The following is a 24,703-nucleotide window of genomic DNA, read 5'->3' as shown; positions in this document are numbered from 1 at the left end:
CAAAGCCGCAATCACGCCGAACTGTATGATGTAAATCAATTCCCTGACGCGCCATCGCTTTTGTTACACTGGGAGCATCGGTCCGATTTTGACAGGAAGAGAGAAAATGCCAACAAACCGCTTTGCCAAAAAACACTGGAAGATGGTTGTCGTATTGCTCCTCATTTGCGGCGCAATGTTGCTGCTCCGCTGGGCGGCGATGATTTGGGGCTAATATCCGAAGCGTTCGCCGAAAGTTAATTCCTGCGAATGAATAGAAAACATCAATAATATGCACGTTCAACGCGTTTTTATGAATGGCATTCGCCACGGAAAATATAAATATAATTTCACTTAGCGCGCAATCGCGATAAAAACGCTAATTTAAAAAGCCGGGTCGTGTTTAAAACAACCCGGCAGGCGATTACATCTTATACCCTAACGATACCGTCGTGCGGCGATCGGTATGTTCCGGCGCCGTTGCGGGCGGTTCGGAGTTCCAGGTCAGGTTATAAGCCACCTTTAAACCAAAATGTTCGTTGATCGCGACATTCAACGCCGTCTCTGAGTTGAGGGTGGTATCTTCAGCGCCGAAAACGGACACGCCCTGCGTAAATTTGGTGTTATCCGTCATCTGCCAGGCGTAGCTACCGGAAGCGTAGCCCAGCGGTTGGGTCTCGGTTTTTCCATCGGTATGTTCGTCATAGCGTACGCCAGGACCGAATTCAAAACGGAAGCTGTGCACCGGCCCGTTGAGGAACTGACGGCCATAACCGGCGGTCAGTGTGTCACGCTCACGATAACCGTTGTAACGGTCTGTCAGCCAGCTTGCCTGGCCAAACAGGTAATCGTAGTCGGTCATATTGAAACGGCTACGGCCGCCTACCGCGTATTTCTCCGAAGAGCGTTCATCGTTGGAGGATGTATTGCTGGCATTCCCCCACAGCGACCAGGCGGTGGTTGCACCGTACCAGGTCATCGTGGTGTCAGCCGTTAAAGAAGAACTTTTCGTGTTGCCTGACTGAGCAAGGTAGCCCGCATTCAGGTTACCTTCGAAGGGTTTCTTCGCAGTGGCGGGATCATCCATGACAGTAAAAACGGAATCATCAGCAGCGGCATGCATTGACGCAAATACGCCCCCTGCCAACATTAATGCAGCGGGTACTGTCTTCAAAAGCTTCATTTATAAAGAGTCCGTACAACAAAAAAAGAGACCGTTACGGTCCCGGAAACTTTCATAAGGATCAATGACAAACGATCCAGGAAAGGTAACAAATTATAAAAAGGCTCGAATAACATAGCAATGAATTCTTATTTCATTTTTTGAATAAGAGAGTTCCCAAAGCAGATATTTATTTATATATCTTTCTCCCGGTAATTTTAAATAAATATCCAGTAAATCATATTGTTAATTACTTCCCTTTCCGGGCATTCAGTGCCAGACTGAAGTCAGCCTAACAGGAGGTAAAGATGATACGTATCTATACGTTAACACTTGCGCCCTCTCTCGATAGCGCAACAATCACCCCACAACTCTATCCCGAAGGGAAACTTCGCTGTTCATCACCTGTTTTTGAACCCGGCGGCGGCGGAATCAACGTTGCCCGCGCGATTGCCCATCTTGGCGGAACCGCAACCGCGATTTTCCCCGCTGGCGGCGCGACCGGCGAACATCTGGTCGCACTTCTGGCCGATGAAAACGTCCCCGTCGTCACCATCGATGCCAAAGACTGGACGCGACAAAACCTGCATGTTCATGTGGAGTCCAGCGGGGAGCAATATCGCTTTGTCATGCCCGGCGCCGCACTCGACGATGACGAATTTCGCCAGATTGAAGAACAGGTTCTGGAGATCGAATCCGGCGCCATTTTGGTTATCAGCGGGAGTCTGCCGCCCGGCGTCAAGCTGGAAAAACTGACGCAGCTTATTGCCGCCGCGCAGAAACAGGGCATCCGCTGCATTATTGATAGTTCGGGCGATGCGCTCAACGCGGCGTTATCTCTCGGCAATATTGAACTGGTCAAACCGAACCAAAAAGAGCTGAGCGCGCTGGTCAATCGCGAACTCACGCAGCCTGACGATGTGCGCCAAGCGGCGCAGGAAATCGTGAAGAGCGGCAAAGCGCGCCGCGTCGTTGTTTCTCTGGGGCCGCAGGGGGCGCTGGCGGTGGATAGCGAAAGCTGCGTCCAGGTTGTTCCCCCTCCCGTCAGAAGTCAAAGTACCGTCGGCGCGGGCGACAGCATGGTTGGCGCAATGACGCTAAAACTGGCGGAAAACGCCTCGCTGGAAGAGATGGTGCGTTTCGGCGTCTCGGCAGGCAGCGCGGCGACGTTGAATCAAGGAACACGTCTGTGTTCCCGGGACGATACGCAGAAAATCTACGCCTGGCTTTCTCAGTGATCGGCCATCCCCCTCCTTATTACGAGGGGGTTTCAGCAGCAAAGCTATCAGCATACGAATTAACCGACTATGCTAAAAAATCATGTGATTACAAAGAGGTGATTTATGGCCAGTGGTGATGTCATCCGCTATGTCATAACCGTGAAATTTCATGAAGACTCGCTGACAGAGATTAACGAGTTGAACAACCATCTGACGCGGTGCGGTTTTCTGCTCACCATGACCGACGAGCAAGGGCATGTGCATGAACTGGGTACCAACACATTTGGTTTTATCAGCGCCCTGAGCGAAGATGAGATCGCCGCGCTTACCGCCGGGCTGGCGGAAAGCGCTTTAGATAAGAAACCAGAAATATCGGTCATGACATGGGAGGAGTGGACTAAAGACCGATAATATCAGTGCCATTGTGCAAAAACGCGTCTACGGTGTGCGTTAGCTCGTGTTTTTTCACCGCATTTATGCGCTAACCTTATGATCTGGCAGACAACATGGGGAGAGACATCATGTGGCAGGCTATCAGTCGTCTTTTAAGCGAGCAATTAGGTGAAGGCGAAATCGAACTGCGTAATGAACTGCCCGGCGGAGAGATCCATGCCGCATGGCATTTACGCTATGCGGGACGCGATTTTTTCGTCAAATGTGATGAAAGAGAGCTCCTTCCCGGCTTTACGGCGGAAGCTGACCAACTGGAGCTGCTTTCCCGCAGTAAAACCGTCACCGTCCCGAAAGTCTGGGCGCAGGGCTCAGACAGAGACTACAGTTTTCTGGTGATGGATTATCTCCCTCCCCGTCCTCTGGATGCCCACAACGCTTTTATCCTCGGTCAGCAACTTGCCCATTTACATGAATGGAGCGACCAGCCCCAGTTTGGCCTTGATTTTGATAACGCCCTGTCCACCACGCCTCAACCCAATGCCTGGCAACGACGCTGGTCAACATTTTTTGCCGAACAACGCATTGGCTGGCAGCTTGAACTGGCGGCAGAAAAAGGCATCGCATTTGGCAATATCGATGCGATCGTTGAGCATGTTCAGCAGCGTCTGGCCTCGCATCAGCCGCAGCCTTCGCTGCTGCACGGCGATTTATGGTCAGGAAACTGCGCGCTTGGGCCTGATGGCCCCTACATTTTCGATCCCGCTTGTTACTGGGGCGACAGGGAGTGCGATCTGGCCATGCTGCCGCTGCATACCGACCAACCTCCGCAGATCTATGATGGCTACCAGTCTGTTTCTCCGCTACCGCTGGATTTTCTGGATCGCCAGCCGATCTATCAGCTCTATACCCTGCTCAATCGGGCGAGACTGTTTGGCGGGCAACACCTGGTGGTGGCGCAAAAAGCGATGGAAAGGTTGCTGGCGGCATAGCCATTTTGCCGGATGACAGCTTACAAATGCACTGAACCACAGGCCCGATAAGCGAAGCGCTATCGGGCATTCTTCATTGCTACACAAATCCAAGAAGCGAAAAGAAAACGTAGCCCAACACGATGATAATCACCGGCAGGATATAAAGCGGGAAAAACTGTAAGAAGATCGTGTGATGCGGAACCACGATGCGCGACTCAATTTGCTCGCGTGACAACCCCTCGCTGCCTTTCGCTTTTTCCAGAATAAGCTGATCTTCAACCCCTTCGCGTAGAAAACGCGCCTGGCGGCTCATCCTGGCGCCTGAGTCCTGCAATGCCAGGCCAACAAAAATCAACACAAAAATCACCCAGAAAACAATGTTCAGACTGTGTTGAAAATCCGGCGTTGGCGAGTTATACCAGAACAGGTTCAGGAACGCGGTATTCGCCCGCATCATATCAATCATAACGTGAGTAAAATCAAGCATCACCGCGTTAATCCCTTCCTGCTTTTCGCTGTGCTCATACATAAACTTCAGCAATGAAACCAGTGTGGAAATAAGCGCGGGGATAAAAATCACCCATCCCAGAATCCTTTTTAAGACAGCAATGCGTCCAGCTTGTTGATACGTCATGAGTTCCCCTTGATAAAGACGCGTCGTTTTGGCCTAAGTCTACCTGCTGATAACCAATTTCGCCTGTTCTTTAAAGGCGCTATGATACGTCATTAGCCATAATAAGCGCTTAATCCATTGTGTTTTCACCTCAAAAGGAGAGGTTGTAATGTCAACCCCGCGTCAGATTCTTGCTGCAATTTTCGATATGGATGGACTACTGATCGATTCCGAACCGCTTTGGGATCAAGCTGAACTGGAGGTCATGGCAAGTTTAGGCGTAGATATTACCCGCCGCCATGAACTCCCGGATACGCTGGGTTTACGCATCGATATGGTTGTTGACCTCTGGTACACCCAACAACCGTGGAATGGGCCAGACCGTCAGGCGGTTACCGACCGAATCATTACCCGCGCCATCTCACTGGTTGAAGAAACTCGCCCGCTGCTCCCCGGCGTGCGCGAAGCGGTCGCGCTGTGCAAATCTCAGGGGTTAATGGTCGGTCTGGCCTCCGCTTCCCCCCTGCATATGCTGGAAAAGGTGCTGACCATGTTTGATCTGCGTGAAAGTTTCGATGCCCTGGCCTCTGCGGAAAAACTGCCTTACAGCAAGCCGCATCCGCAGGTATACCTCGATTGCGCGGCCAAACTGGGCGTTGACCCGTTAACCTGCGTTGCGCTGGAAGACTCCGTCAACGGCATGGTCGCCTCAAAAGCGGCGCGAATGCGCTCAATTGTTGTTCCGGCGGAAGAAGGCCAGCACGACCCGCGCTTTGCCCTTGCCAACGTCAAACTGACTTCGCTGGCTGAACTGACCGCAGCGCATCTGCGCGGTTAAATAGCGACGGGCAGTGGCGACATTGCCCGTTTTGCTACGTACATCCTACTTATAAAACACCGTTTCATTTTTTATTGTATTCCTTCACCGCCTCTTCTATCCTTTTCTCAGGGCAAAAAACTGATAAAAACCGATAGCCGAGGTGAACATGATTCTGGATGCGTTTAGTCTTGCAGGTAAAGTCGCGATAGTGACCGGATGCGATACCGGGCTTGGGCAGGGTATGACGCTGGCGCTGGCGGAAGCAGGCTGCGACATCGTCGGCGTTAATCGCAAAGTCCCCCACGATACGGCAGCAAAAGTGGAGGCGCTCGGACGCCGTTTTATGGCGATCCAGGCCGACCTGAGCCAGCAACGCGCTATCCCGGCTATTGTCTCGCAAACGGTCGAACAGCTTGGCCGAATCGACATTCTGGTGAACAACGCCGGGACGATCCGCCGCGAAGACGCGCTGTCGTTTAGCGAGAAAGACTGGGACGATGTGATGAATCTGAATCTTAAATCCGTGTTCTTTCTCTCTCAGGCCGTCGCACGGCAATTCCTGAAGCAAGGTGATGGCGGGAAGATTATTAATATCGCCTCAATGCTTTCATTCCAGGGCGGCATTCGCGTGCCTTCTTATACCGCGTCGAAAAGCGGCGTATTGGGCATCACGCGGTTGCTGGCGAACGAATGGGCGGAACATCACATCAACGTGAACGCCATCGCTCCCGGTTATATGGCGACGAACAATACGCAACAGCTGCGGGATGACGCCGCACGCAGCAAAGAGATTGTTGACCGCATTCCGGCCGGACGCTGGGGCACACCTGCCGATCTGCAAGGCCCGGTTGTCTTTCTCGCTTCTTCGGCGTCTGATTACGTTCACGGCTATACCCTCGCCGTCGATGGCGGCTGGCTGGCGCGCTAATTCATGTCATTTGTGACATAGAGTTACAACGTCACCTCTTCCGCCTACTGTATAAAAACCCTATACTGTATGAATTGACAGTTTATTGGGTTTTATCATGACGGCGGAAGGCCACCTTCTTTTTTCCATTGCCTGCGCAGTGTTTGCCAAAAATGCGGAATTGACGCCGGTTCTCGCTCAGGGCGACTGGTGGCATATTGTCCCTTCGGCCATCCTGACCTGCCTGCTGCCCGATATTGATCATCCAAAATCATTTCTTGGCCAGCGTCTGAAATGGATATCAAAACCTGTCGCGCGCGCATTCGGCCATCGCGGGTTTACGCACAGCCTGTTCGCCGTGTTCGCTATGCTTGCCCTTTTCTACCTGAAAGTGCCGGAGAGCTGGATTATTCCGGCCGATGCCCTGCAAGGAATGGTGCTCGGTTATTTAAGCCATATTCTGGCCGATATGTTGACCCCGGCGGGCGTTCCCCTGCTCTGGCCCTGCCGCTGGCGCTTTCGTCTGCCGATCCTCGTTCCGCAAAAAGGCAATCAACTGGAGCGTTTTTTATGCATGGCGTTATTCGTGTGGGCTATCTGGATGCCGCAGACAATGCCCGAAAACAGTGCAGTACGTTGGTCGTCGCAGATGATTAATATGCTGCAAATGCAGTTCGATCGCTTTATAAATCACCAGATTGCTGAGTAAACCAGCATAAATGTCATTTTTGGCATAAACAATTCCATTTGAATATAAGAGGTCGGTCACAGTTCTGCTAACCTTGCGCCAACAGGATCGCTGTCACACAGCGATACGTATAAAAAAATCAGGAGAACGGGGATGAATTTTCCATTAATCGCGAACATCGTGGTGTTCGTTGCACTGCTGTTCGTGCTGGCGCAAACTCGCCACAAACAGTGGAGTCTGGCAAAAAAAGTGCTGGTCGGTCTGGTGATGGGCGTGATCTTCGGTCTCGCCCTGCACACCGTTTACGGGTCTGACAGCCCGGTACTAAAAGACTCCGTTCAGTGGTTCAACATCGTCGGCAACGGCTATGTACAACTGCTGCAAATGATCGTCATGCCGCTGGTCTTCGCGTCTATTCTCAGCGCCGTTGCGCGTCTGCATAACGCGTCTCAGTTGGGTAAGATCAGCTTTCTGACCATTGGCACGCTGCTTTTCACTACCCTGATTGCCGCACTGGTGGGTGTACTGGTCACCAACCTGTTCGGTCTGACGGCGGAAGGTCTGGTGCAGGGCGGCGCGGAAACCGCGCGTCTGAACGCCATCGAAACCAACTATGTTGGAAAAGTCGCCGACCTCAGCGTGCCGCAACTGGTGCTGTCGTTTGTGCCGAAAAACCCGTTTGCTGACCTGACCGGCGCAAACCCGACCTCCATCATCAGCGTGGTGATCTTCGCGGCATTCCTTGGCGTCGCGGCGCTGAAACTGCTGAAAGACGACGCGCCGAAAGGCGAACGCGTGTTAATCGCTATTGATACCCTGCAAAGCTGGGTGATGAAGCTGGTGCGCCTGGTAATGCAACTGACGCCATATGGCGTACTGGCGCTGATGACCAAAGTCGTCGCAGGGTCTAACCTACAGGACATCATCAAACTGGGTAGCTTCGTGGTCGCGTCTTATCTTGGCCTGATCATCATGTTTGTGGTGCACGGTATCCTGCTGGGCGTCAACGGCGTTAGCCCGCTGAAATATTTCCGTAAAGTATGGCCGGTTCTGACGTTCGCCTTTACCAGCCGCTCCAGCGCCGCGTCCATTCCGCTGAACGTGGAAGCGCAAACGCGTCGTCTGGGCGTACCGGAATCCATCGCCAGCTTCTCCGCCTCTTTTGGCGCGACGATTGGTCAGAACGGTTGTGCAGGCCTGTACCCGGCTATGCTGGCGGTGATGGTTGCGCCGACTGTCGGTATTAACCCGCTTGATCCGGTCTGGATTGCCACCCTGGTCGGTATTGTGACCGTCAGCTCTGCCGGTGTCGCGGGCGTCGGCGGCGGCGCCACCTTCGCTGCGCTGATCGTCCTGCCTGCGATGGGCCTGCCGGTCACGCTGGTCGCGCTGCTGATTTCCGTTGAACCGCTGATCGATATGGGTCGTACCGCGCTGAACGTGAGCGGCTCAATGACTGCCGGTACGCTGACCAGCCAGTGGCTGAAGCAGACGGACAAAACCCTTCTGGACAGTGAAGACGATGCCGAACTGGCACATCATTGATCCCGCGTGATGAACAAACCGCCTTAATCAGGCGGTTTTTTTATGCGAATTATTCGGCTATCTCATTTTCCTGGCGAACCTGATTCGCCCATCGCTGCGCCGACTCAGGAACGGTAAATGCAGGCGATCGCTGAAATGCCTCCCCCATTAAGATAAAAGCGACATACTTTCCGCGCAGTATCCATACGTCACGAAACGCGTCCATTTTTATCGCATGTTCTGGCGGCGCGGGCTCCACGCGTGGAACATAGCTGATAACCGGGCGATTTTGTTGGCGAAGAGGTTTCATCATCAGTTGTTTCACTAAAGGCAAATGCTAAAAATCAGAAAAACACTATCTTAGCTGATTTTGCCCCCGTTCGTCCCGCCTTGCATGTGCGGTTTACGCTGATGGCGACGCACCGCGTCTGGTCACGGGCGGGTAAAACAAGCGCCGTCAGGCTGACGGCATAAAAAATGCGGCGCAGCAATGCGCCGCAAACTCAGGAGTCAGACATCAAGAAAACTGCCGAGACGATACCCGCGTTCCGCAATCGCATACTTCAGCGACGCAGACGTCAGCACGTCAAGCTCAGTCAAGCGGGGGTAACAATAGGCGCTCTGACGGATGATATTGTCGATAAACGCCGGATGACACATCACTTCCAGTGACTTTTCGCCTCTGTCAGCAGAGGCATCCAGCACCCGAAGAAATAGCGCTTCTGAAATAGCGTCGCCGTAAAACTCGCTGCTAAATCCCTGCGAGCTACGTAACGCTACCGGCAGATCGTCAGCATTAAGCACCGACTGACGATCGATACGCAGAGCAACGCCGCGTTCTGCCGCAAACTGTGCCACGATGGGAAAAATTTGCGGGAACATATGCACATGGTGATGACTGTCCAGATGTGTTGGCTCACGGCCAAAAAGGTCGATAAAACGCTGATACTGACACTCCAGCTCATGCGAAATTTCATCCAGCGGCAAGGTCTCTTCCTCGGCCATTTGCCAGATCCATTTTCCCAGCAGCCCTTCACGCGTCAAACCCGGCATTGCCGTCAGCGGCTTCCCTAAGGTGAGCACAAAATGCATCCCCACCGCCAGTTTCGGCACGTCACGGCACAATTGCGCCGCATGGTCGATGGCTTCACCATTGACCAGCGCCGTTGTGGACGTCACAACGCCATTCCGACAAGCCTCGACAATGCCGTAGTTTTGTCCCTTGCTCAGGCCAAAATCATCCGCATTCACAATCAATAAGCGTTCCATACCCAACCTCTGTTAGTGTTGTGCGCCTTTGAGTTTCTCGATGCATTCCGCAAAATTCGGCAGCCACTTCTCGTGGGCCAGAATCAACTCCCGCGCCAGGGTTTCCGCATCGCGATCGGAGTGCACCAGCGGGCTCAGGTTAAGCGCTAACAGCACATCATTGAACTCGCCGCTCAGCGCCGCCTTACTGGCTGCGATTTCAAACCCTTTGATGGTATAGATGAGGCCCAGCACTTTTTCATCGAAATGCGTGATGCGCGGGTGTGGCGTCGCCCCATTCCGCCCTAATGTGCAGGTCATCTCCACCGCCCAGTCAGCAGGGATATTATCCACATGACCATGATGTGGGATATTAACGTAGTGTTCCGTCTGCTTATCGTTATAGATAGCGTTAATCACTTCACATGCGGCGTCGGAATAGTAAGCCCCGCCGCGCTGCTCCAGCTCTTTCGGTTTGATGTTCAGCTCTGGATTTTTATAAAGATCGAAGAGCTGTTTCTCAACCTTCTGCACCACCTGAGCGCGCGCGCCGCCTTTATAGTATTCGCCCATTTCAATCGCCAGCATCTCTTTTTGCTTGAAGTAGTAAAGCAGGTAGGAGCACGGCAGCATATTCAGCGAGCGAATAAGCCCTTCGCTAAACGGCAGGTCAAAAATATTTTTCACCGTTGACGCTTTTAACTGCCCGGACGCCACGCCATCCAGCAGTTCAGCAAAGCGCGATTCGCCATTCACCAGTACGTCTTTAATAAACACCATGTGGTTGAGGCCAAACAGGTCGATCGACAGATCGTCGCTGTCTTGCAATGCCAGCACGTCATGGATGAACATTTTCATCCCCACGGGGATATTGCATACGCCGATGAATTTCTTAAAGCGGGTGTGGCGATAAACCGCTTCTGTCACCATGCCTGCCGGGTTAGTGAAGTTAATGACCCACGCGTTCGGGCACAGTTCTTCGACATCTTTCACGATATCAAAGATAACCGGGATGGTGCGCAACCCTTTGAACAGGCCGCCTGCGCCGTTGGTCTCTTGCCCCAGATACCCGTGACTTAGCGGAATGCGTTCATCCTGTTCACGGGCTTTCAGCTGGCCCACGCGCAGTTGCGTAGTGACGAAATCCGCCCCTTGCAAAGCTTCGCGACGATCCAGCGTTTTGTATAATTTCAGCGGGACACCGGCTTTGTCGATCATGCGCTGGCAGAGGTCAAAAATAATATCCAGCTTCTCTTTTCCGTCTTCAACATCCACCAGCCATAATTCAGAAACCGGCAATTCATGATAACGCTTAATAAAACCTTCCAGTAATTCAGGGGTGTAGCTGCTCCCGCCACCAATTGTGACGACTTTTAATTTCTGGCTCATACTTTCTCCCTTCAGTGTAAAAACACTGGCGTGTATTACGCTCTGCCCGTTCGTCAGGTATGGCGCGGACGTCCCGCGCTATTCAGGGCAAGCGATAAAATCGTGTTGTCAGGTCAATATTGTTTACTGATTAAATTCAGTTAATTTTTTACGATAACTGTTCGGTGTAAATGAGGTCAGCTTTTTAAACGTTTTAATAAACAGACTTGGGCTACTGTAACCCGCCTCATACGCTATATCCGTTACGGAGTAGTTGGTCATTTCCAGCTGTTTTTTCGCAAAATTAATACGGATCTCATTAATAATCTGCATTGGCGTTTTGCTGTAATAACGCTGCGTTGCGCGGGTCAGATACTCCTGAGATTTTGCGGACAGGTGCACCATATTTTCCAGCGCGTTTTCACCAAACTGCGTTTTGTCGTGCATTGTCTCCACGGTCGCTTTCAGCCATTGCGGAATATCGTCAATCACCTGCTCTTCACGGTGATGGCGCAGTCGGTTAATGATGTAGAAGGTGACCACTTCTACAAACTCATCTAACCCGTTTCCCCGGAAGTTCAGCGACGCGATAACCGTTTCAATATAAGTCAGAAAAGCGCTGTTGACCCGGTATACCTGAGACGCAACAAAACAAAACGGTAATAAAGGATGATAGTGTTGTTCAAAAAAACGCTTACTGATACCAACGTTAAGAATACGCGTGGCGCCGAACTCATAGAAACTCTGGTGGTGCGATCCCAACGGGATAAACACGAAATCACCACGCTCCAGCAGCACACGTTTACCGTTGATTTCCTGATAGTAGCGCCCCGTTAACACCAGGGTAAATTCATAATAATCATGCTGATGCAGCCCACTGATGCTCTCAGTTTTGTTATAGATAAACACATGGAAATTCTTGCCGTTAAAAAGCTGTTGCTCACGAGCAGTAGCGATCTCCGGTGCGTTAACCTGTAGCTGCATCATTTATTCCTCACTGTTCCAGCTTCTCATGAAGCTCGATTAACTCTGTAACCAGTTCCCGCGCTAACATCGACGTCATCAGGTGATCCTGAGCATGAACCAGCACCAGGCTGACTTTCATTTTACCTTCGCCCTGATCGCCTTCAATCAGTTTCGTCTGCACGAGATGCGCTTCATTGAGCGCCATCCGCGACTGCTCCATCATCGTTTTTGCCGCAGCAAAATCGCCCTGCTTGGCCTGTTTCAGCGCCGCATAAGCCAGGCTACGCGCCTGACCGGAGTTGATGATAAGCCCCATCACCACTTCTTCGAGTTCTTCAGCCTCTGACGGCGTACCCGCTACGTTTTCGAGATCCAACATACGTTTTCCTCTGGTTCAGCCCGGCATGGGGAGACCATGCCGGATTAAATTTAAAATTTCAGTGCGTTAGCGATTTCTTCTTCGCTTTCTTCTTGCTCAATTGCATTCTGCGCTTTGTTGGCGACAACCACGAAAGGCAGATAAATCAGCGTCGCGACGCCCAGGTTGAACAGTGCGACCAGCAGAGCGGCAACGCTGCCGTTGGTGTTAAAGAACGCTCCCAGACCGGTTGGCATCGTCCACGGCGCGATGTTGGTAATCGGCGGGATAATCCCCAGGTAATACGCAATCAGCGTAATGGCGGCCAGAATCGGCTGAACCAGAATGAACGGGATAAACATCACCGGGTTCATAATAATCGGCAGGCCGAACAGAATCGGTTCGTTAATCTGGAAGATACCGGACGGCAGCGCCAGTTTTGCTACCTGGCGGTAATCCGCACGACGCGAGGCCAGGAAGATGGCGATAATCAGACCCAGCGTCGCGCCACTCCCTCCGAGGAAAATATAGGAATCGAGCATCGGTTTCGCCCAGACGTGGAACGTCTTCCCGGCTTCCAGCGCCGCATCCACGGAACCAAACTGCTGATAGATGGCGATGTTTTCCAGCGCCCACGGGGTCATAATACCGCTGTCCAGCGCGGTCAATGCCAACGAGCCGTGAATACCAAAGAACCACAGTAGCGGAACAAACAGCACATAGGCCCAGCCAACCACGCTGCCCAGCGATGCCAGCGGCGTAGAAATGGTATCCATAATGATCTGGTGGAAGTTAGAACCGTAGTTCGCCAGCGCCCACGCAATGATCCCCATAATGGAGAGAATAATAAAGCCTGGAATTAACGCCGAGAATGAACGGGAAACCGACGCCGGGACGCTGTCCGGTAATCTAATGACCCAGTTGCGGCGCACAATAAAGGTAAACATTTCCGCCACGACCAGACCAATAATAATACCGGAGATAATATTCGCACCGCCCAGCCAGTTCGCGCCAACCGCATAAGCTTCGCCTACGCTATATGGCGTAACGGTCATAAATGCCGCCACGGATAACAGCCCCGCCGCCAGCGCATCAACTTTACGCTCTTCCGCCAGCGCCATTCCGATAAAGAACGGCGCCATTAACGACATAATACCGAGCGTACCGTTATAGACGTTTCCGCCAATACCTTTTAAGCCATTCAATGTTTCAATGGTGGAAGCATCAAGCCGAATGCCTAAAGAATAAAAAAACGACCCCTCCCCAAAGCTCAGGAAAACGTTGTTGATTAATACAAACATGGCCCCCGCAAGGGTTAACGGCATTAAGCGAATAAAGCCGTTTTTGATTGCATTAACGTGCGGCTGCTTTCCTATTTTAACAGCAAAAGGAAGGAGTACCTTTTCAAGTGAAGCAATGACGTTACTCATAGAAAAATACCCTTAAATACCGCAATAAAATATTGCGGTGAATGTTTATGAAATAACTCTTTGACGGGAAAAATTAAAACAAAAAAAATTAATTTGCGGCGGCTTTTTTAATTGCTGCGACAGCAGCCTTAAGCACGCCTAAACCATCGACTTTGCCGTACAGCAGCGAGTCAATCACTTCCACAGGTTTGTTGGGTAACAAACGTTGAATTTCGGGTAACATATAAGCAATTTGTGGGCCTAATAACACGACATCCGCTGAAAGACCTTTTTCTCCTGCCAGCGTCTCAGGAAATGCTTCAATAATAACCGGCACTTCATATTTCTCAGCCTGAGCGCGCATCTTCGATACCAGTAAAGAAGTCGACATGCCCGCAGAACAAAACAGATAAATGTGTTTCTTTTCCATAAAAACGATCCTCATATGCGATTATCTGTTAGCCAGCCATTCCGCAAGCCTTAACCTGCATCCATGCACTGGACAACTTGCGTAACCGAATTTACTTTTTTAGGTGGCTGAAATGAGTATACGGGATAGAACTGGCGGATGGTATTTCTTTGACTAACAAAATTGTCTCTCATTGACCTGGTGTTATGACCCCTCTCACATTTCAGGCAAATATTTCGCGACAATAAATAAGATTATCCCAGGAACAAAAAAACCGGCACACAGGCCGGTTCATACATATGCTCAGGCAATATACAGTTGTTACTGCTTCGGAGCCTGCGGATCGGTGTCATACTCTGCACAGCTCTGGTAGCCGGAGTTAATCACATGGCCAGTATCATCCAGCGCGACAAAATAGGTTTCAGCTTTACCATCACGTTGACCCAGGATGTAGGTCTGGCAAGTACCGCGCGCGTGAATCATGCTCACTTCAGATGAAGGCTTACCGGCAATCTGCTCAACCTGCGACCGGCTCATCCCTTTTTTCACATCTTTTACTACAGGCTGGACAAATTGGTCTTTTGTACGATCGTACGCCGTACACCCTGCCAGCATAGTCATTACCGCCGCTGCACTCAGAATTCCTGCTATATTCTTGTTCATTTTCCGTCCTCTTGTTTATCAGCGTGTTATATAAGCCTGGAATACATCAGGGCTTTTTTCAAGCCCACAATCGATGCAACAAATCTTTCAGAAAATTCCAATTAAACAAAACGATGTCGTTTTAATGCCGTAAATTGCGCCACTCAGGCCGTGGAGTCTTGTCGTTTAGAGAGCAAAGCGTTAGCTTTAACGCAGTATATTTATTCTGAAAATCTTCGGAGGGGTTAAATGACGCTACAGCAAGAGATAATCCGGGCGCTTGGCGCAAAACCACACATTAATGCAGAAGAGGAAATTCGCCGCAGCGTAGATTTCCTGAAAGCGTACCTGAAAACATATCCCTTCCTGAAATCCCTGGTACTGGGTATCAGCGGAGGGCAGGATTCGACGCTGACGGGCAAATTGTGCCAGACCGCAATTACTGAACTGCGTGAAGAGACAGGGAACGACGCCCTGCAATTTATTGCCGTGCGTCTGCCATTCGGCGTGCAGGCCGACGAGCAGGATTGTCAGGATGCGATCGCGTTTATTCAGCCGGACAGAGTCCTGACCGTCAATATTAAAGGCGCCGTTCTGGCCAGCGAGCAGGCGTTGCGTGAAGCAGGCATTGAATTAAGCGATTTTGTTCGCGGCAACGAAAAAGCCCGCGAACGCATGAAGGCACAGTACAGTATCGCCGGAATGACCAACGGTGTGGTGGTCGGCACCGATCATGCCGCCGAAGCGGTGACGGGCTTCTTCACTAAATATGGCGACGGCGGTACCGATATTAACCCGCTTTTCCGTCTGAACAAGCGCCAGGGAAAACAGCTGCTCGCCGCGTTGGGTTGCCCGGAACATTTATATAAGAAAGCGCCAACGGCGGATCTCGAAGACGATCGCCCTTCTCTGCCGGACGAAGCGGCGCTGGGCGTCACCTATGACAACATTGATGATTATCTGGAAGGGAAAACGCTGGATGCCAGCGTCGCGAAAATCATCGAAGGTTGGTATATCCGAACGGAACACAAGCGTCGCACACCCATTACGGTGTTTGACGATTTCTGGAAGAGATCATAATCGCCGGATGGCGACGTACCGTCTTATCCGGCCTACATCGCTGCATAACTCCCGTAGGCCCGATAAGCGAAGCGCCATCGGGCGCCGTCCTGTTACACTTACTGGACGGTGTCCGGCGTATAACCCGGCAACCACGTAATCTCGCTAAACAACAGCTGTCCTTCTGGCTTCAACAACCGTAACGTGTGTTTCCCGTCATGCCAGCAGGCGCCCTGATCGGCAGTCAGGAGCTTGTCTCCCAGTTGCCAGGCGCCGCTAATAACAAACACAACGCCACCGCGCGAACCGAAGGTCGTAAACGTGCGATCGGCAACCCTGACCTTCGCCTTACAACGATCGCGTCGGGTCATGATATTGAGATCCATCGACATTTGCCCTTCCGACAGCGTGGCTTTCACGACGCTATCGCCTGCAAACGTGAACGGCTGATGTCGCTTGAGGGTATGGGTAAACGCATTCACGCCTTCCAGCATCACCTCTCCGCCTTCCAGTAACGTAATAACGCGCTCAACCCCAGGAAAAAGGGAAAACTCCCCGTTCCCGGCGATAGACGCAATACTGGCGCGCCAGTGAAAATCCCGCGTCGCCGGAGGAAAACAACAAATCTCGCGCGTTTCGCCCGCACCATTGCGCCAGAGGTTTACCGGCATTTTACGGATATCAAAGTATTCCATTATCACTCCCGAGAAGGACGCAGCGCCATAATATGGCACATTGTTGTTATCGGCAGCAGTGAAGATTTACCTTAACGAGAAGAAAAGAAAAACCGCCGATCCTGTCCACATCGAGAAGAGATGTTGTGAACAGGACCGGCGGTCTTGAATGCGTTAGCGTAACGCTGAGGGATTACTCAGCAGGGGGTGTTGGCATTTTACCTTCCGGCGCCGGACGTTCTGTCAGACGCTTCTCAAAATTGGCATTAAACTGTTTTTTCTGTTCCGGCGTCAGAATGTTGTAGATCTTATTCTGCGTTTCCATGTGCGCCAGCATATTGGCTTTGCGCTGTTCTTCCATCTTCGCAATCTGCGCTTCAGCTTTCGCCTTATCGAAGCTGTCGCTGGCGATGATATCGTGCATTGCGCGGCGCTCTTCCAGCGGCGGACGTTTCATCTGGTCACGCTGACCTTTCATGATGTCGCGGATTTGCTGTTTCTGCGCGTCGGTCAGGTTCAAATCTTTGAACATCATGTCATGATGCGGACCGAATTTTCCTTTGTGGTGCATCATCGGCTTCGCATCTGCCGGAGCAGCGGTAGTGGTATCAGCCGCGTGAGCCAGGTTCGCAGCGCCCAGCGCCAGGGTAGAGGCAACAAACAGTGCAGTTAATTTACGCATAATCTATGTCCTTCCTTTCAGTTATTCTTTCGGCGTAGCGCCGTGTTGACGAGATAAACTTTACCGCCTTAATCGTCAATTAGTCAGAGCAACGGTAAAACAATGAAAGTGTAAAAAACAATTTTTCGTCAATTATGAAGAAAAAAAGAATAAATCGAGGAGAGTTGCAATATTTTATTGCAAGCAGATGATTTTGCAGGAAATATGAAGAACTATACCTGACCGATGACTATTAATAAAGCAGTTTACCAGGATTAATCCGTAATAAATCGCGATAGCACACAAAAATAAGACCCTCAGACGTTCGCCTGAGGGGAGAAATAATTACGCGAGTTTTTCCAGCATCAGGCCAGCGCGTAAACCACAGGCCACATTAGGGTTAGGAAAGAGAACATATTCAACATCATGGGTAACGATCACCTGCTCATCGCCATCCTGCGCCAGTAGCGTTCCTTCTTTGAACGGCGTGAAATTCAGCGTCTGGTTATCCATACAGAGAACAAACGCATCGCTGCGGCGTGTAATTTGCGCCACCACGCGATAGCGAATCGGCCTCGTTCCCCCTTCCATCGGCTTTTCTCCCGCCAGCAACGTCGCCAGCGCCTGCGCGGTAGGGGTAAATTGCGTCAGATCGTTGTGCCCAAACGGCAGCGCTTTGCCCAACTCCAGCGTGCAGGACAACGCGCCAAAATGCTCACAGCTAAAATGCGTAAAGGTGCCGCCCGGCGTTTGATGAAAAACCAGCGCCTCCAGCCCTGCTGCCCCCAGCCATGACAAAAAGTGTTCATCCCAGGGGATCGGCCGTTGCGGCAAGACGCCAAACCGAACGTGGCGAGAGCCGCGAATCGCAGTATGCAGATCGAGATGCCAGCGTATCCGCGTTTTGCGGCGGGAATAAAAATCCTCCAGCAGCTGTTCCAGCTCGCGGGCGCGCAGCGTTTCCCCGCTCTCCTCGAACATCTGCCAGCGCCCGCCGAACATACGGTTCATATCGCTATGGCAATAGCGTACCCCCTCGGCCAGCGCCGGAGGATTCCCCAGAATCACCAGCAATCGCCAGCGCAGGGGGATTTTCCCTTCAAACAGCGCCGAAAGGAGTGCGTCCAGCATTTCCACAGGCGCCGTTTCATTGCCGTGGATGCCCGCAGAGAGCACCAGAGCGCGGTCAACCTCAACGGCAGGCGTAAGTTCAAGCACACCAGGCATCTGCCAGCGCCAGTGAAAGCTCTCCGTTTCCCCTTGCGTAATATCGGGGGATATTCCTGCCAGCGTCTGCGCCAGAAAGTTATCCATTCCCTGCGCCCTCCTGCTGGAAGGGATACACCGACCCCAGGTTAAGCAGTTGCGTCAGCGTATCAAGCGCCTCCCGCCCTTCACGCAGCAATTGCGGATCGGCCAGATCGGCGGCGGTGAGGCGGTCGCGATAATAACGATCCACCCAGTCATTGAGCGTGCTGAACAGGGTATCGTTCATCATCACCGCCGGATTCACCGCCCGCAGCTCATCCTCGGTCAATACCACGCGCAAGCGTAAACAGGCCGGGCCGCCGCCGTTCGCCATACTTTCGCGCAGGTCGAACACGCGCAGATCGCTGATGGGGTTATCAGCCGCCAGCAACGTGTTCAGATACCGCCACACACCGGCATGTTCCCGGCACTCCTGCGGCAGAACCAGCGCCATCGAGCCGTCATCGCGGCTTAAAAGCTGGCTATTAAACAGGTACGTGGCGACGGCATCCTGCACGGAAACCTCCCGGGCAGGCACCTCAAGCGGCATAAATCCCGCCACGCGCGACCGGAGCTGGCGCATCAGCTCGCCCTGCTTTGCGAACGCCTGTTCATGGCAGAACAGCACCTGGCGGTTCGACACCGCAATCACATCATTGTGGAATACGCCGAGATCGATAACGTCTGGGTTCTGCCGGGCAAAGATAACCTGATGCGGATTCACCTGGTTAAGACGCGCCACCGCTTCACTGGCCTCGCGGGTTTGCCGCGCCGGATAGCGCACCGGACGCGTATCGACGCCCTCTTCTCGCCCATAGACAAACAGCTGAATGCCCGGCGCGCCATAATCACCGCCGAGCCGGTTATGGTTGGCAGCGCCTTCATCCCCCAGCAGCGCCACCTGCGGCAGCGCGTCGTGCACTGCGAAAAACTGCGCGTCGCGGAAGATGGCCCGCAACAAAGACGCCGTGGTCGGCGCCTCCAGCGCGCGGTGAAATTTGTTGTTCAGGTTCGCCACCGTCAGATGCACTTTGCCGTCAAGCGCGTCCGCTGAAGGACATACCGTCGCCGCATTCGCCACCCACATCGGCGCAGCGGAGCTGACGCTGGAGAGCCAGTGAGGTGCCTGGCGCGCCACCTTCTCCAGCACCTGCTCGTCCTGCCCGCTAAAACCTAGCTGACGAAGCACGGGAATAAACGGCCGCTCGTGCGGGGGGATGACCGCCTGAGGGAATCCCGCATCCGCCAGCGCTTTCATCTTGAGTAAGCCCTGCTTCGCCGCGAGGCGGGGATTCGACACCTGAAAGCGGTGCTGTATCGACGCCTCGTTACCAAAGGACAGCCCGGCATAGTGGTGGGTTAACCCCACCAGACCGTCAAAATTCACTTCATGCGCTTTCATACCGGTTCCTCGCGAGAGAAGTCCAGCCCCGGACTGAGCGAATCGGGCAGTACAAGCGTCGGCGATTCCAGGCTCGCCATCGGCCAGGCGCAATAATCTGCCGCATACCAGGCGCTGGGGCGATGGTTCCCCGACGCGCCAACGCCGCCAAACGGCGCCGTGCTGGCCGCTCCGGTCAGCGGTTTGTTCCAGTTAACAATACCCGCACGCGCCTCCAGCAGTAGCTGGTCGAACTGCTTACGATCGGGAGACACCAGCCCGCACGACAAACCGAAGCGGGTGTTATTCGCCATACGAATGGCTTCATCAAAGCGCTCATAGCGCCAGACGCTCAGTAACGGGCCAAACACCTCGTCATCAGGGACCTGCTTCACGCCGGTCATTTCGATAATGCCCGGCGTCAACAAGGACGTTCCCGCTTTCAGCATACGTGGGGCCAGCAGCGTTCGTCCGCCCATCGCCTCAAGACGCTGCCAGGCCTCATACACATGACGCGCAGCCGGTTCGGAAATCAGCCCGCCGATAAACGGCTGCGGTTCATCATCCCACTCACCCGGCGTTAAACGCTGACTCACCTCCAGCAGGCGCGCCAGAAACGCGTCGCCCTGTTCCCCGCGTTTCACCAGCAAACGGCGGGCGCAGGTGCAGCGCTGTCCGGCGGTGACAAACGCCGACTGAATCGTGAGGTGTACCGCCGCATCAATGTCCTCTGGATTCTCAATAATGAGCGGGTTATTCCCTCCCATTTCCAGCGCCAGGATTTTTTCCGGTTGCCCGGATAACTGACGGTGCAACTGATACCCCGTATTCGCGCTGCCGGTAAAGAGCAGGCCGTCAAGCGCGTCCAGCGCGCTGAGCGCCTGTCCCGTTTCGCGCCCTCCTTGCACCAGGTTGAGTACGCCAGGCGGCAACCCCGCCTGTTGCCACAGTTTCATCACCGCTTCGCCAGTCCACGGCGTCAGCTCGCTCGGTTTAAAAATCAGGGTATTTCCGGCCAGCAGCGCCGGAACGATATGGCCGTTGGGTAAATGGCCGGGAAAATTGTATGGGCCAAACACCGCCAGCACGCCATGCGGTCGATGGCGCAATGTCGCCGCCCCGTCCGGCAATTCGCTTTGTTGTTCTCCCGTCCGGGCATGGTATGCCTTCACCGAGATAGCGATTTTATTGATCATCGCCGTCACTTCCGTCGCCGCTTCCCAGCGAGGCTTCCCGGTTTCTCGCGCAATGATTGCCGTCAACTCCGCTTTATGAACCTCCAGCAAGGCGGCAAATTTTTCCACGATGGCCTGTCGCGCGGCGAAAGGCAGCCTGGCCCAGGCCGGAAACGCTGCACGCGCCGCACGCCCTGCCTCAGCAACCTGTGTCGCATCCGCGTCGCTGCCCTGCCAGAGCACTTCACCATTCACCGGATTCGTTTTGACCCGACGCTCACCCTGACCAGTTACCCAGTCGCCATTTATCCATAAAGTCATGCGGTTTTCTCCTCAGCGCAAAGACGTACCAGACGAACGCGATCTCCCGCGTGGCATTTGAGCGCATCAAGTTGCGCCGCAGTCAGCACCAGACGTTGCGTATCCGGGTCGGTGCGAATCAGCATGGCGCGAAAGTGATGATAATTTTCATTGGCGACCAGACACGCCGGAAACTCGCCCGGCGCGGGCTGGCCCTCCACCACGTCCAGCAGGCGGCTTTTACGGATTGCCCGAACCCGATCAATGTCGCACTCCAGCGTCGGGCCGCCGTCGAAAATGTCGATATAGTTGCGGTAGCGGAAACCTTCTTTCTCCAGTACCGTTCTGGCTGGCGACGTTTGCGGATGTACTTCGCCAATCACCGCCTGCGCTTCTTCCGATAAGAAATGGGTGTAAATAGGGTGCTTCGGCATCAGTTCAGCAATAAACGCCTTCTGTCCGGTGCCGCATAAATAGTCTGCCCGGCTGAATTCCATGGAAAAAAAGCGTTCTCCCAGGCTTTCCCAGAACGGCGAGTAGCCGTGTTCGTCGATCACGCCGCGCATTTCCGCCACAACCTTTTCATTAAATTTGTCGCGAAACGCCGCCATAAACATAAAGCGTGATTTAGAGAGCAAATAGCCGTTGCCCTCTTTACGCCAGTCGGGATCGAGGAACAGCGTGCACAGTTCGCTGCTCCCGGTGTGATCGTTACTGAGAAACAGCGTCGGCAGCGCGTTATAGACATTCAGCTCTTTAGAAGCATGCACCAGCGTGCCAACGCGATAGTTGTACCAGGGATCGTTCAACCCCACGGCCACCTCAATCGCACAAATTCCCGCAACGCTTCCCGTATCGCTGTCCTCCAGCACGAACACGTAACCCTGTTCGCTTTTCGGCAGTTCGCCACGCCACGTTTTTAGCGCGCGCTCAATACGCGACGTCAGCGTCGCTTCATCTGCTGGCAGAGAGGTCAGGCCGCCGCCGGTTTTACTGGCAAGCTGCATCAACGCACTGACATCACGTCGTTCGACGGGGCGGATCACCATCATGACGAACCTCCTGCTTTGATGCGTTCACAGGCCAGCGCAAAGCGATCCAGCCCGGTTGCCACTTCCTCTTTGCTGACGTTTAACGCAGGTGCGAAACGCACCACGTTAGCGCCCGCAATCAACACCATCACTCCGGCTTTTGCGGCTTCCTGTGAAATAAGTTTAGCTTTTCCGGCAAACTCAGCCTCCAGAACACAGCCAATAAGCAGCCCCAGTCCACGAATTTCACTGAACAATCCGAAGCGTTCATTTATGGCGTTCAGGCGTTCGACAAACCCGTCATGGCGTTGCTTAACGCCGTTCAGCATTTCCGGCGTATTGACGATTTCCAGCAGCTTTCCCGCCACCGCAGAAGCCAGCGGGTTGCCACCGTAGGTGGTTCCGTGAGTGCCTACTGTCATCACGCTGGCGCATTTTTCAGTGGCCAACAGCGCCCCGATGGGGAAACCGCCGCCCAGCGCTTTCGCAGTAGTGAGCAGATCAGGGGTGACGCCATAATGCATGTAGGCATACAGCTCGCCGGTACGCCCAACCCCCGTCTGTACTTCATCAAAAATCAGCAAGGCATTGTGTCGGTCGCACAATTCGCGCAGCCCCTGTAAGAATGCTTTCGTGGCCGGGAGCACGCCCCCTTCGCCCTGCATGGGCTCCACGATCACCGCGCATGTCGTGTCATCAATCAGTTCGCTGGCCGCGTTGAGATCGTTATACACGGCATGGCGGATATCCGGCGGCAGCGGAGCGAAATCCTGTGAATACGCGGGCTGCCCGCCTGCGCTGACGGTAAACAGCGTGCGGCCATGAAAGGCATTTTTGAATGCCACAATCCCGCTTTTATGCGTGCCAAAACGATCGTGCGCATACTTACGCGCCAGTTTCAGCGCCGCTTCGTTGGCCTCCGCGCCGGAGTTACAGAAGAAGACGCGTTCAGCAAAGGTGGCGTCAATCAGCATCTTCGCCAGTCGCAGCACCGGCTCATTGGTGTAGCCATTTCCGGTATGCCAGAATTTGCTCGCCTGCTCATTCAGCGCCTCGCGTAAAGCCGGGTGCGCATGGCCGAGCGCATTCACCGCAATTCCCCCGGCGAAGTCGATATACTCTTTCCCCTGCTGATCCCACAGGCGTGAGCCTTCTCCACGAACCGGAATAAAAGGTGCCGGGGCATAGACCGGCATCATCCATTCATCAAAATTTTCACGCGTAATTGACAGAGACATAGCGACCTCTTCCGGTAAATAAAAAGTTATTTATATGTTAATAAAATGAGTGTTTGCGCTGTAAATGTAGATTGCACTGTTCGTGCCAGCCAGAGGAAAAAATGCATAAACCGGTTTTGGAAACGAAAAATCAACGGGTTACAACCCGCCGGTATTCACTATTGCTGCATAAAAAGTGAATATATTTGCGAAGAAAAGAACAAATAAGAGGAAAAATCGAAATATTATTCAGTCGCCAAATATAATTCTGGAATTGTGATCGTAGACGAAATTTATCGGAAATTATTGCATCGTTATGACGCACTCCGCCCTGAAACAGTGCAGTTTTTGCTCCATCGTTAAGGCCATTGGCAGTTATCGTTTGATTCGCGCGACAAGTGGCAGTCAGCCCGTCTAATTTCTGCTACCATCCTTGCACTATTCACCTTGCAAAGTGGCAGCGACTATGAAATTTGTCTCTTTTAATATCAACGGCCTGCGCGCCCGTCCTCATCAACTGTCAGCCATTGTCGACAAGCACCAGCCTGACGTGATCGGCTTGCAGGAGACAAAAGTTCACGACGATATGTTCCCTCTCGAAGAGGTAGCAAAGCTCGGCTATAACGTCTTCTATCACGGACAGAAAGGCCATTACGGCGTCGCGCTACTGACCAAAGAGACGCCTGTTTCTGTGCGCCGTGGTTTTCCCGACGACGGCGAAGAGGCGCAGCGCCGTATCATCATGGCGGAAATCCCGTCGCCGCTGGGCAGTATCACCGTCATTAACGGCTATTTCCCGCAGGGCGAAAGCCGTGACCACCCGCTGAAATTTCCGGCAAAAGCGCAGTTTTATCAGAACCTGCAAAACTACCTGGACAACGAACTGAAACGCGACAATCCGGTGTTGATCATGGGGGATATGAATATCAGCCCAACCGATCTGGACATCGGCATTGGCGAAGAGAACCGCAAACGCTGGCTGCGTACCGGTAAGTGCTCCTTCCTGCCGGAAGAGCGCGAGTGGATGGATCGCCTGATTAACTGGGGGCTGGTGGATACCTTCCGTCACGCGCACCCGGAAACGGTCGATAAATTTTCATGGTTTGATTACCGCTCAAAAGGTTTCGACGACAACCGGGGGCTGCGCATCGACCTGCTGCTGGCGAGTAATCCGCTGGCCGAACACTGCGTTGAAACCGGCATTGACTATGAAATCCGCAGCATGGAAAAACCCTCCGACCATGCGCCCGTCTGGGCAAAATTCCGGGTCTGATAAACGC

The 24,703-nt window shown here is 53.1% G+C and carries 27 protein-coding genes; 10 read left to right on the top strand and 17 right to left on the bottom strand.

What is annotated here, in order from left to right; translation table 11 throughout:
- Window positions 1–106 precede the first annotated feature (106 nt).
- On the top strand, window positions 107–214 hold the full coding sequence (gene yniD / locus OGX84_RS08730; RefSeq protein ID WP_096753848.1) for a small membrane protein YniD: 108 nt from the start codon (window positions 107–109) through the stop codon (window positions 212–214).
- Between the two features lie 189 nt (window positions 215–403).
- On the opposite strand, the gene OGX84_RS08725 is transcribed toward yniD, so the two are convergent.
- Entirely contained in the window at window positions 404–1,162 is a 759-nt protein-coding gene (locus OGX84_RS08725) for a DUF481 domain-containing protein (protein ID WP_012132613.1), read from the bottom strand.
- Between the two features lie 287 nt (window positions 1,163–1,449).
- Between OGX84_RS08725 and pfkB the strand changes: the two genes are divergently transcribed.
- The 3 genes from pfkB to OGX84_RS08710 all read left to right on the top strand — a co-directional run bounded on the left by pfkB (window position 1,450) and on the right by OGX84_RS08710 (window position 3,743).
- A complete protein-coding gene (pfkB, locus tag OGX84_RS08720) occupies window positions 1,450–2,379 on the top strand; it encodes a 6-phosphofructokinase II (protein ID WP_012132614.1) in 930 nt (309 codons plus the stop codon).
- A 105-nt stretch (window positions 2,380–2,484) separates the two neighbouring features.
- A complete protein-coding gene (locus OGX84_RS08715) occupies window positions 2,485–2,772 on the top strand; it encodes a type V toxin-antitoxin system endoribonuclease antitoxin GhoS (RefSeq protein ID WP_012132615.1) in 288 nt (95 codons plus the stop codon).
- A gap of 110 nt (window positions 2,773–2,882) precedes the next feature.
- Window positions 2,883–3,743, top strand: a complete 861-nt coding sequence (locus OGX84_RS08710) for a fructosamine kinase family protein (RefSeq protein ID WP_024130386.1) — start codon at window positions 2,883–2,885, stop codon at window positions 3,741–3,743.
- 79 nt (window positions 3,744–3,822) lie between these two features.
- On the opposite strand, the gene OGX84_RS08705 is transcribed toward OGX84_RS08710, so the two are convergent.
- A complete protein-coding gene (locus tag OGX84_RS08705; RefSeq protein WP_012132617.1) occupies window positions 3,823–4,359 on the bottom strand; it encodes a YniB family protein in 537 nt (178 codons plus the stop codon).
- 148 nt (window positions 4,360–4,507) lie between these two features.
- Here OGX84_RS08705 and hxpB point away from each other — a divergent pair, with 148 nt between their 5' ends.
- From hxpB to tcyP, 4 genes are all read left to right on the top strand, one after another.
- Window positions 4,508–5,176: a hexitol phosphatase HxpB gene (gene hxpB, locus OGX84_RS08700; RefSeq protein ID WP_071258192.1), complete on the top strand. Its 669-nt coding sequence runs from the start codon at window positions 4,508–4,510 to the stop codon at window positions 5,174–5,176.
- A gap of 148 nt (window positions 5,177–5,324) precedes the next feature.
- The gene (gene kduD / locus OGX84_RS08695; RefSeq protein ID WP_200097054.1) at window positions 5,325–6,086 is read left to right on the top strand and encodes a 2-dehydro-3-deoxy-D-gluconate 5-dehydrogenase KduD; all 762 of its coding nucleotides are present in this window, start codon (window positions 5,325–5,327) and stop codon (window positions 6,084–6,086) included.
- Between the two features lie 85 nt (window positions 6,087–6,171).
- Window positions 6,172–6,774 (top strand): metal-dependent hydrolase, encoded by a 603-nt coding sequence (locus OGX84_RS08690; protein ID WP_077956894.1) that lies wholly within the window; start codon window positions 6,172–6,174, stop codon window positions 6,772–6,774.
- 132 nt (window positions 6,775–6,906) lie between these two features.
- The gene (tcyP, locus tag OGX84_RS08685) at window positions 6,907–8,298 is read left to right on the top strand and encodes a cystine/sulfocysteine:cation symporter (RefSeq protein ID WP_047457375.1); all 1,392 of its coding nucleotides are present in this window, start codon (window positions 6,907–6,909) and stop codon (window positions 8,296–8,298) included.
- A gap of 49 nt (window positions 8,299–8,347) precedes the next feature.
- Here the strand turns inward: tcyP and cedA are convergent, their stop codons facing one another.
- The 8 genes from cedA to osmE form a co-directional block, all read right to left on the bottom strand.
- Entirely contained in the window at window positions 8,348–8,611 is a 264-nt protein-coding gene (gene cedA, locus OGX84_RS08680; RefSeq protein WP_196050445.1) for a cell division activator CedA, read from the bottom strand.
- A gap of 176 nt (window positions 8,612–8,787) precedes the next feature.
- Window positions 8,788–9,546, bottom strand: coding sequence for a chitin disaccharide deacetylase (gene chbG, locus OGX84_RS08675; protein WP_153258449.1), 759 nt, complete (start codon window positions 9,544–9,546; stop codon window positions 8,788–8,790).
- A 12-nt stretch (window positions 9,547–9,558) separates the two neighbouring features.
- Complete coding sequence (locus tag OGX84_RS08670; protein WP_286457840.1) at window positions 9,559–10,914, bottom strand: 6-phospho-beta-glucosidase; 1,356 nt, start codon at window positions 10,912–10,914, stop codon at window positions 9,559–9,561.
- 123 nt (window positions 10,915–11,037) lie between these two features.
- Window positions 11,038–11,880 carry a transcriptional regulator ChbR gene (chbR, locus tag OGX84_RS08665; protein ID WP_012132626.1) on the bottom strand — a complete coding sequence of 281 codons (843 nt, stop codon included), beginning with the start codon at window positions 11,878–11,880 and terminating at the stop codon, window positions 11,038–11,040.
- Window positions 11,881–11,887: 7 nt separating this feature from the next.
- Entirely contained in the window at window positions 11,888–12,238 is a 351-nt protein-coding gene (gene chbA, locus OGX84_RS08660) for a PTS N,N'-diacetylchitobiose transporter subunit IIA (protein WP_012132627.1), read from the bottom strand.
- Window positions 12,239–12,288: 50 nt separating this feature from the next.
- Window positions 12,289–13,647: a PTS N,N'-diacetylchitobiose transporter subunit IIC gene (gene chbC / locus OGX84_RS08655; RefSeq protein ID WP_012132628.1), complete on the bottom strand. Its 1,359-nt coding sequence runs from the start codon at window positions 13,645–13,647 to the stop codon at window positions 12,289–12,291.
- Between the two features lie 88 nt (window positions 13,648–13,735).
- On the bottom strand, window positions 13,736–14,056 hold the full coding sequence (chbB, locus tag OGX84_RS08650; RefSeq protein WP_024130389.1) for a PTS N,N'-diacetylchitobiose transporter subunit IIB: 321 nt from the start codon (window positions 14,054–14,056) through the stop codon (window positions 13,736–13,738).
- A gap of 300 nt (window positions 14,057–14,356) precedes the next feature.
- Window positions 14,357–14,698: an osmotically-inducible lipoprotein OsmE gene (gene osmE, locus OGX84_RS08645; RefSeq protein WP_012132630.1), complete on the bottom strand. Its 342-nt coding sequence runs from the start codon at window positions 14,696–14,698 to the stop codon at window positions 14,357–14,359.
- 228 nt (window positions 14,699–14,926) lie between these two features.
- On the opposite strand from osmE, the gene nadE reads away from it, so the two are divergent.
- Window positions 14,927–15,757, top strand: a complete 831-nt coding sequence (nadE, locus tag OGX84_RS08640) for an NAD(+) synthase (RefSeq protein ID WP_049008582.1) — start codon at window positions 14,927–14,929, stop codon at window positions 15,755–15,757.
- Window positions 15,758–15,855: 98 nt separating this feature from the next.
- On the opposite strand, the gene ves is transcribed toward nadE, so the two are convergent.
- From ves to astC, 7 genes are all read right to left on the bottom strand, one after another.
- Entirely contained in the window at window positions 15,856–16,431 is a 576-nt protein-coding gene (gene ves, locus OGX84_RS08635; protein ID WP_012132633.1) for an environmental stress-induced protein Ves, read from the bottom strand.
- Between the two features lie 172 nt (window positions 16,432–16,603).
- A complete protein-coding gene (spy, locus tag OGX84_RS08630; protein ID WP_047457387.1) occupies window positions 16,604–17,092 on the bottom strand; it encodes an ATP-independent periplasmic protein-refolding chaperone Spy in 489 nt (162 codons plus the stop codon).
- Between the two features lie 324 nt (window positions 17,093–17,416).
- Window positions 17,417–18,385 carry a succinylglutamate desuccinylase gene (astE, locus tag OGX84_RS08625; RefSeq protein WP_112002379.1) on the bottom strand — a complete coding sequence of 323 codons (969 nt, stop codon included), beginning with the start codon at window positions 18,383–18,385 and terminating at the stop codon, window positions 17,417–17,419.
- Window positions 18,378–19,721, bottom strand: coding sequence for an N-succinylarginine dihydrolase (gene astB, locus OGX84_RS08620; protein WP_286457837.1), 1,344 nt, complete (start codon window positions 19,719–19,721; stop codon window positions 18,378–18,380). The genes astE and astB overlap by 8 nt, the downstream gene beginning before the upstream one ends.
- Window positions 19,718–21,196 carry a succinylglutamate-semialdehyde dehydrogenase gene (gene astD / locus OGX84_RS08615; RefSeq protein WP_071258196.1) on the bottom strand — a complete coding sequence of 493 codons (1,479 nt, stop codon included), beginning with the start codon at window positions 21,194–21,196 and terminating at the stop codon, window positions 19,718–19,720. Before astD ends, astB begins: the two co-directional genes overlap by 4 nt.
- On the bottom strand, window positions 21,193–22,227 hold the full coding sequence (gene astA / locus OGX84_RS08610) for an arginine N-succinyltransferase (RefSeq protein WP_286457835.1): 1,035 nt from the start codon (window positions 22,225–22,227) through the stop codon (window positions 21,193–21,195). The genes astD and astA overlap by 4 nt, the downstream gene beginning before the upstream one ends.
- Entirely contained in the window at window positions 22,224–23,444 is a 1,221-nt protein-coding gene (gene astC / locus OGX84_RS08605; RefSeq protein ID WP_012132640.1) for a succinylornithine/acetylornithine transaminase, read from the bottom strand. The genes astA and astC overlap by 4 nt, the downstream gene beginning before the upstream one ends.
- A 445-nt stretch (window positions 23,445–23,889) precedes the next feature.
- On the opposite strand from astC, the gene xthA reads away from it, so the two are divergent.
- Entirely contained in the window at window positions 23,890–24,696 is an 807-nt protein-coding gene (gene xthA, locus OGX84_RS08600; RefSeq protein ID WP_012132643.1) for an exodeoxyribonuclease III, read from the top strand.
- Window positions 24,697–24,703: the final 7 nt, after the last annotated feature.

This window comes from Citrobacter sp. CK202, from assembly GCF_030333225.1.
In the GTDB taxonomy this organism is placed as follows: domain Bacteria; phylum Pseudomonadota; class Gammaproteobacteria; order Enterobacterales; family Enterobacteriaceae; genus Citrobacter_B; species Citrobacter_B koseri.
This window is presented reverse-complemented; position numbering and strand designations above follow the sequence as displayed.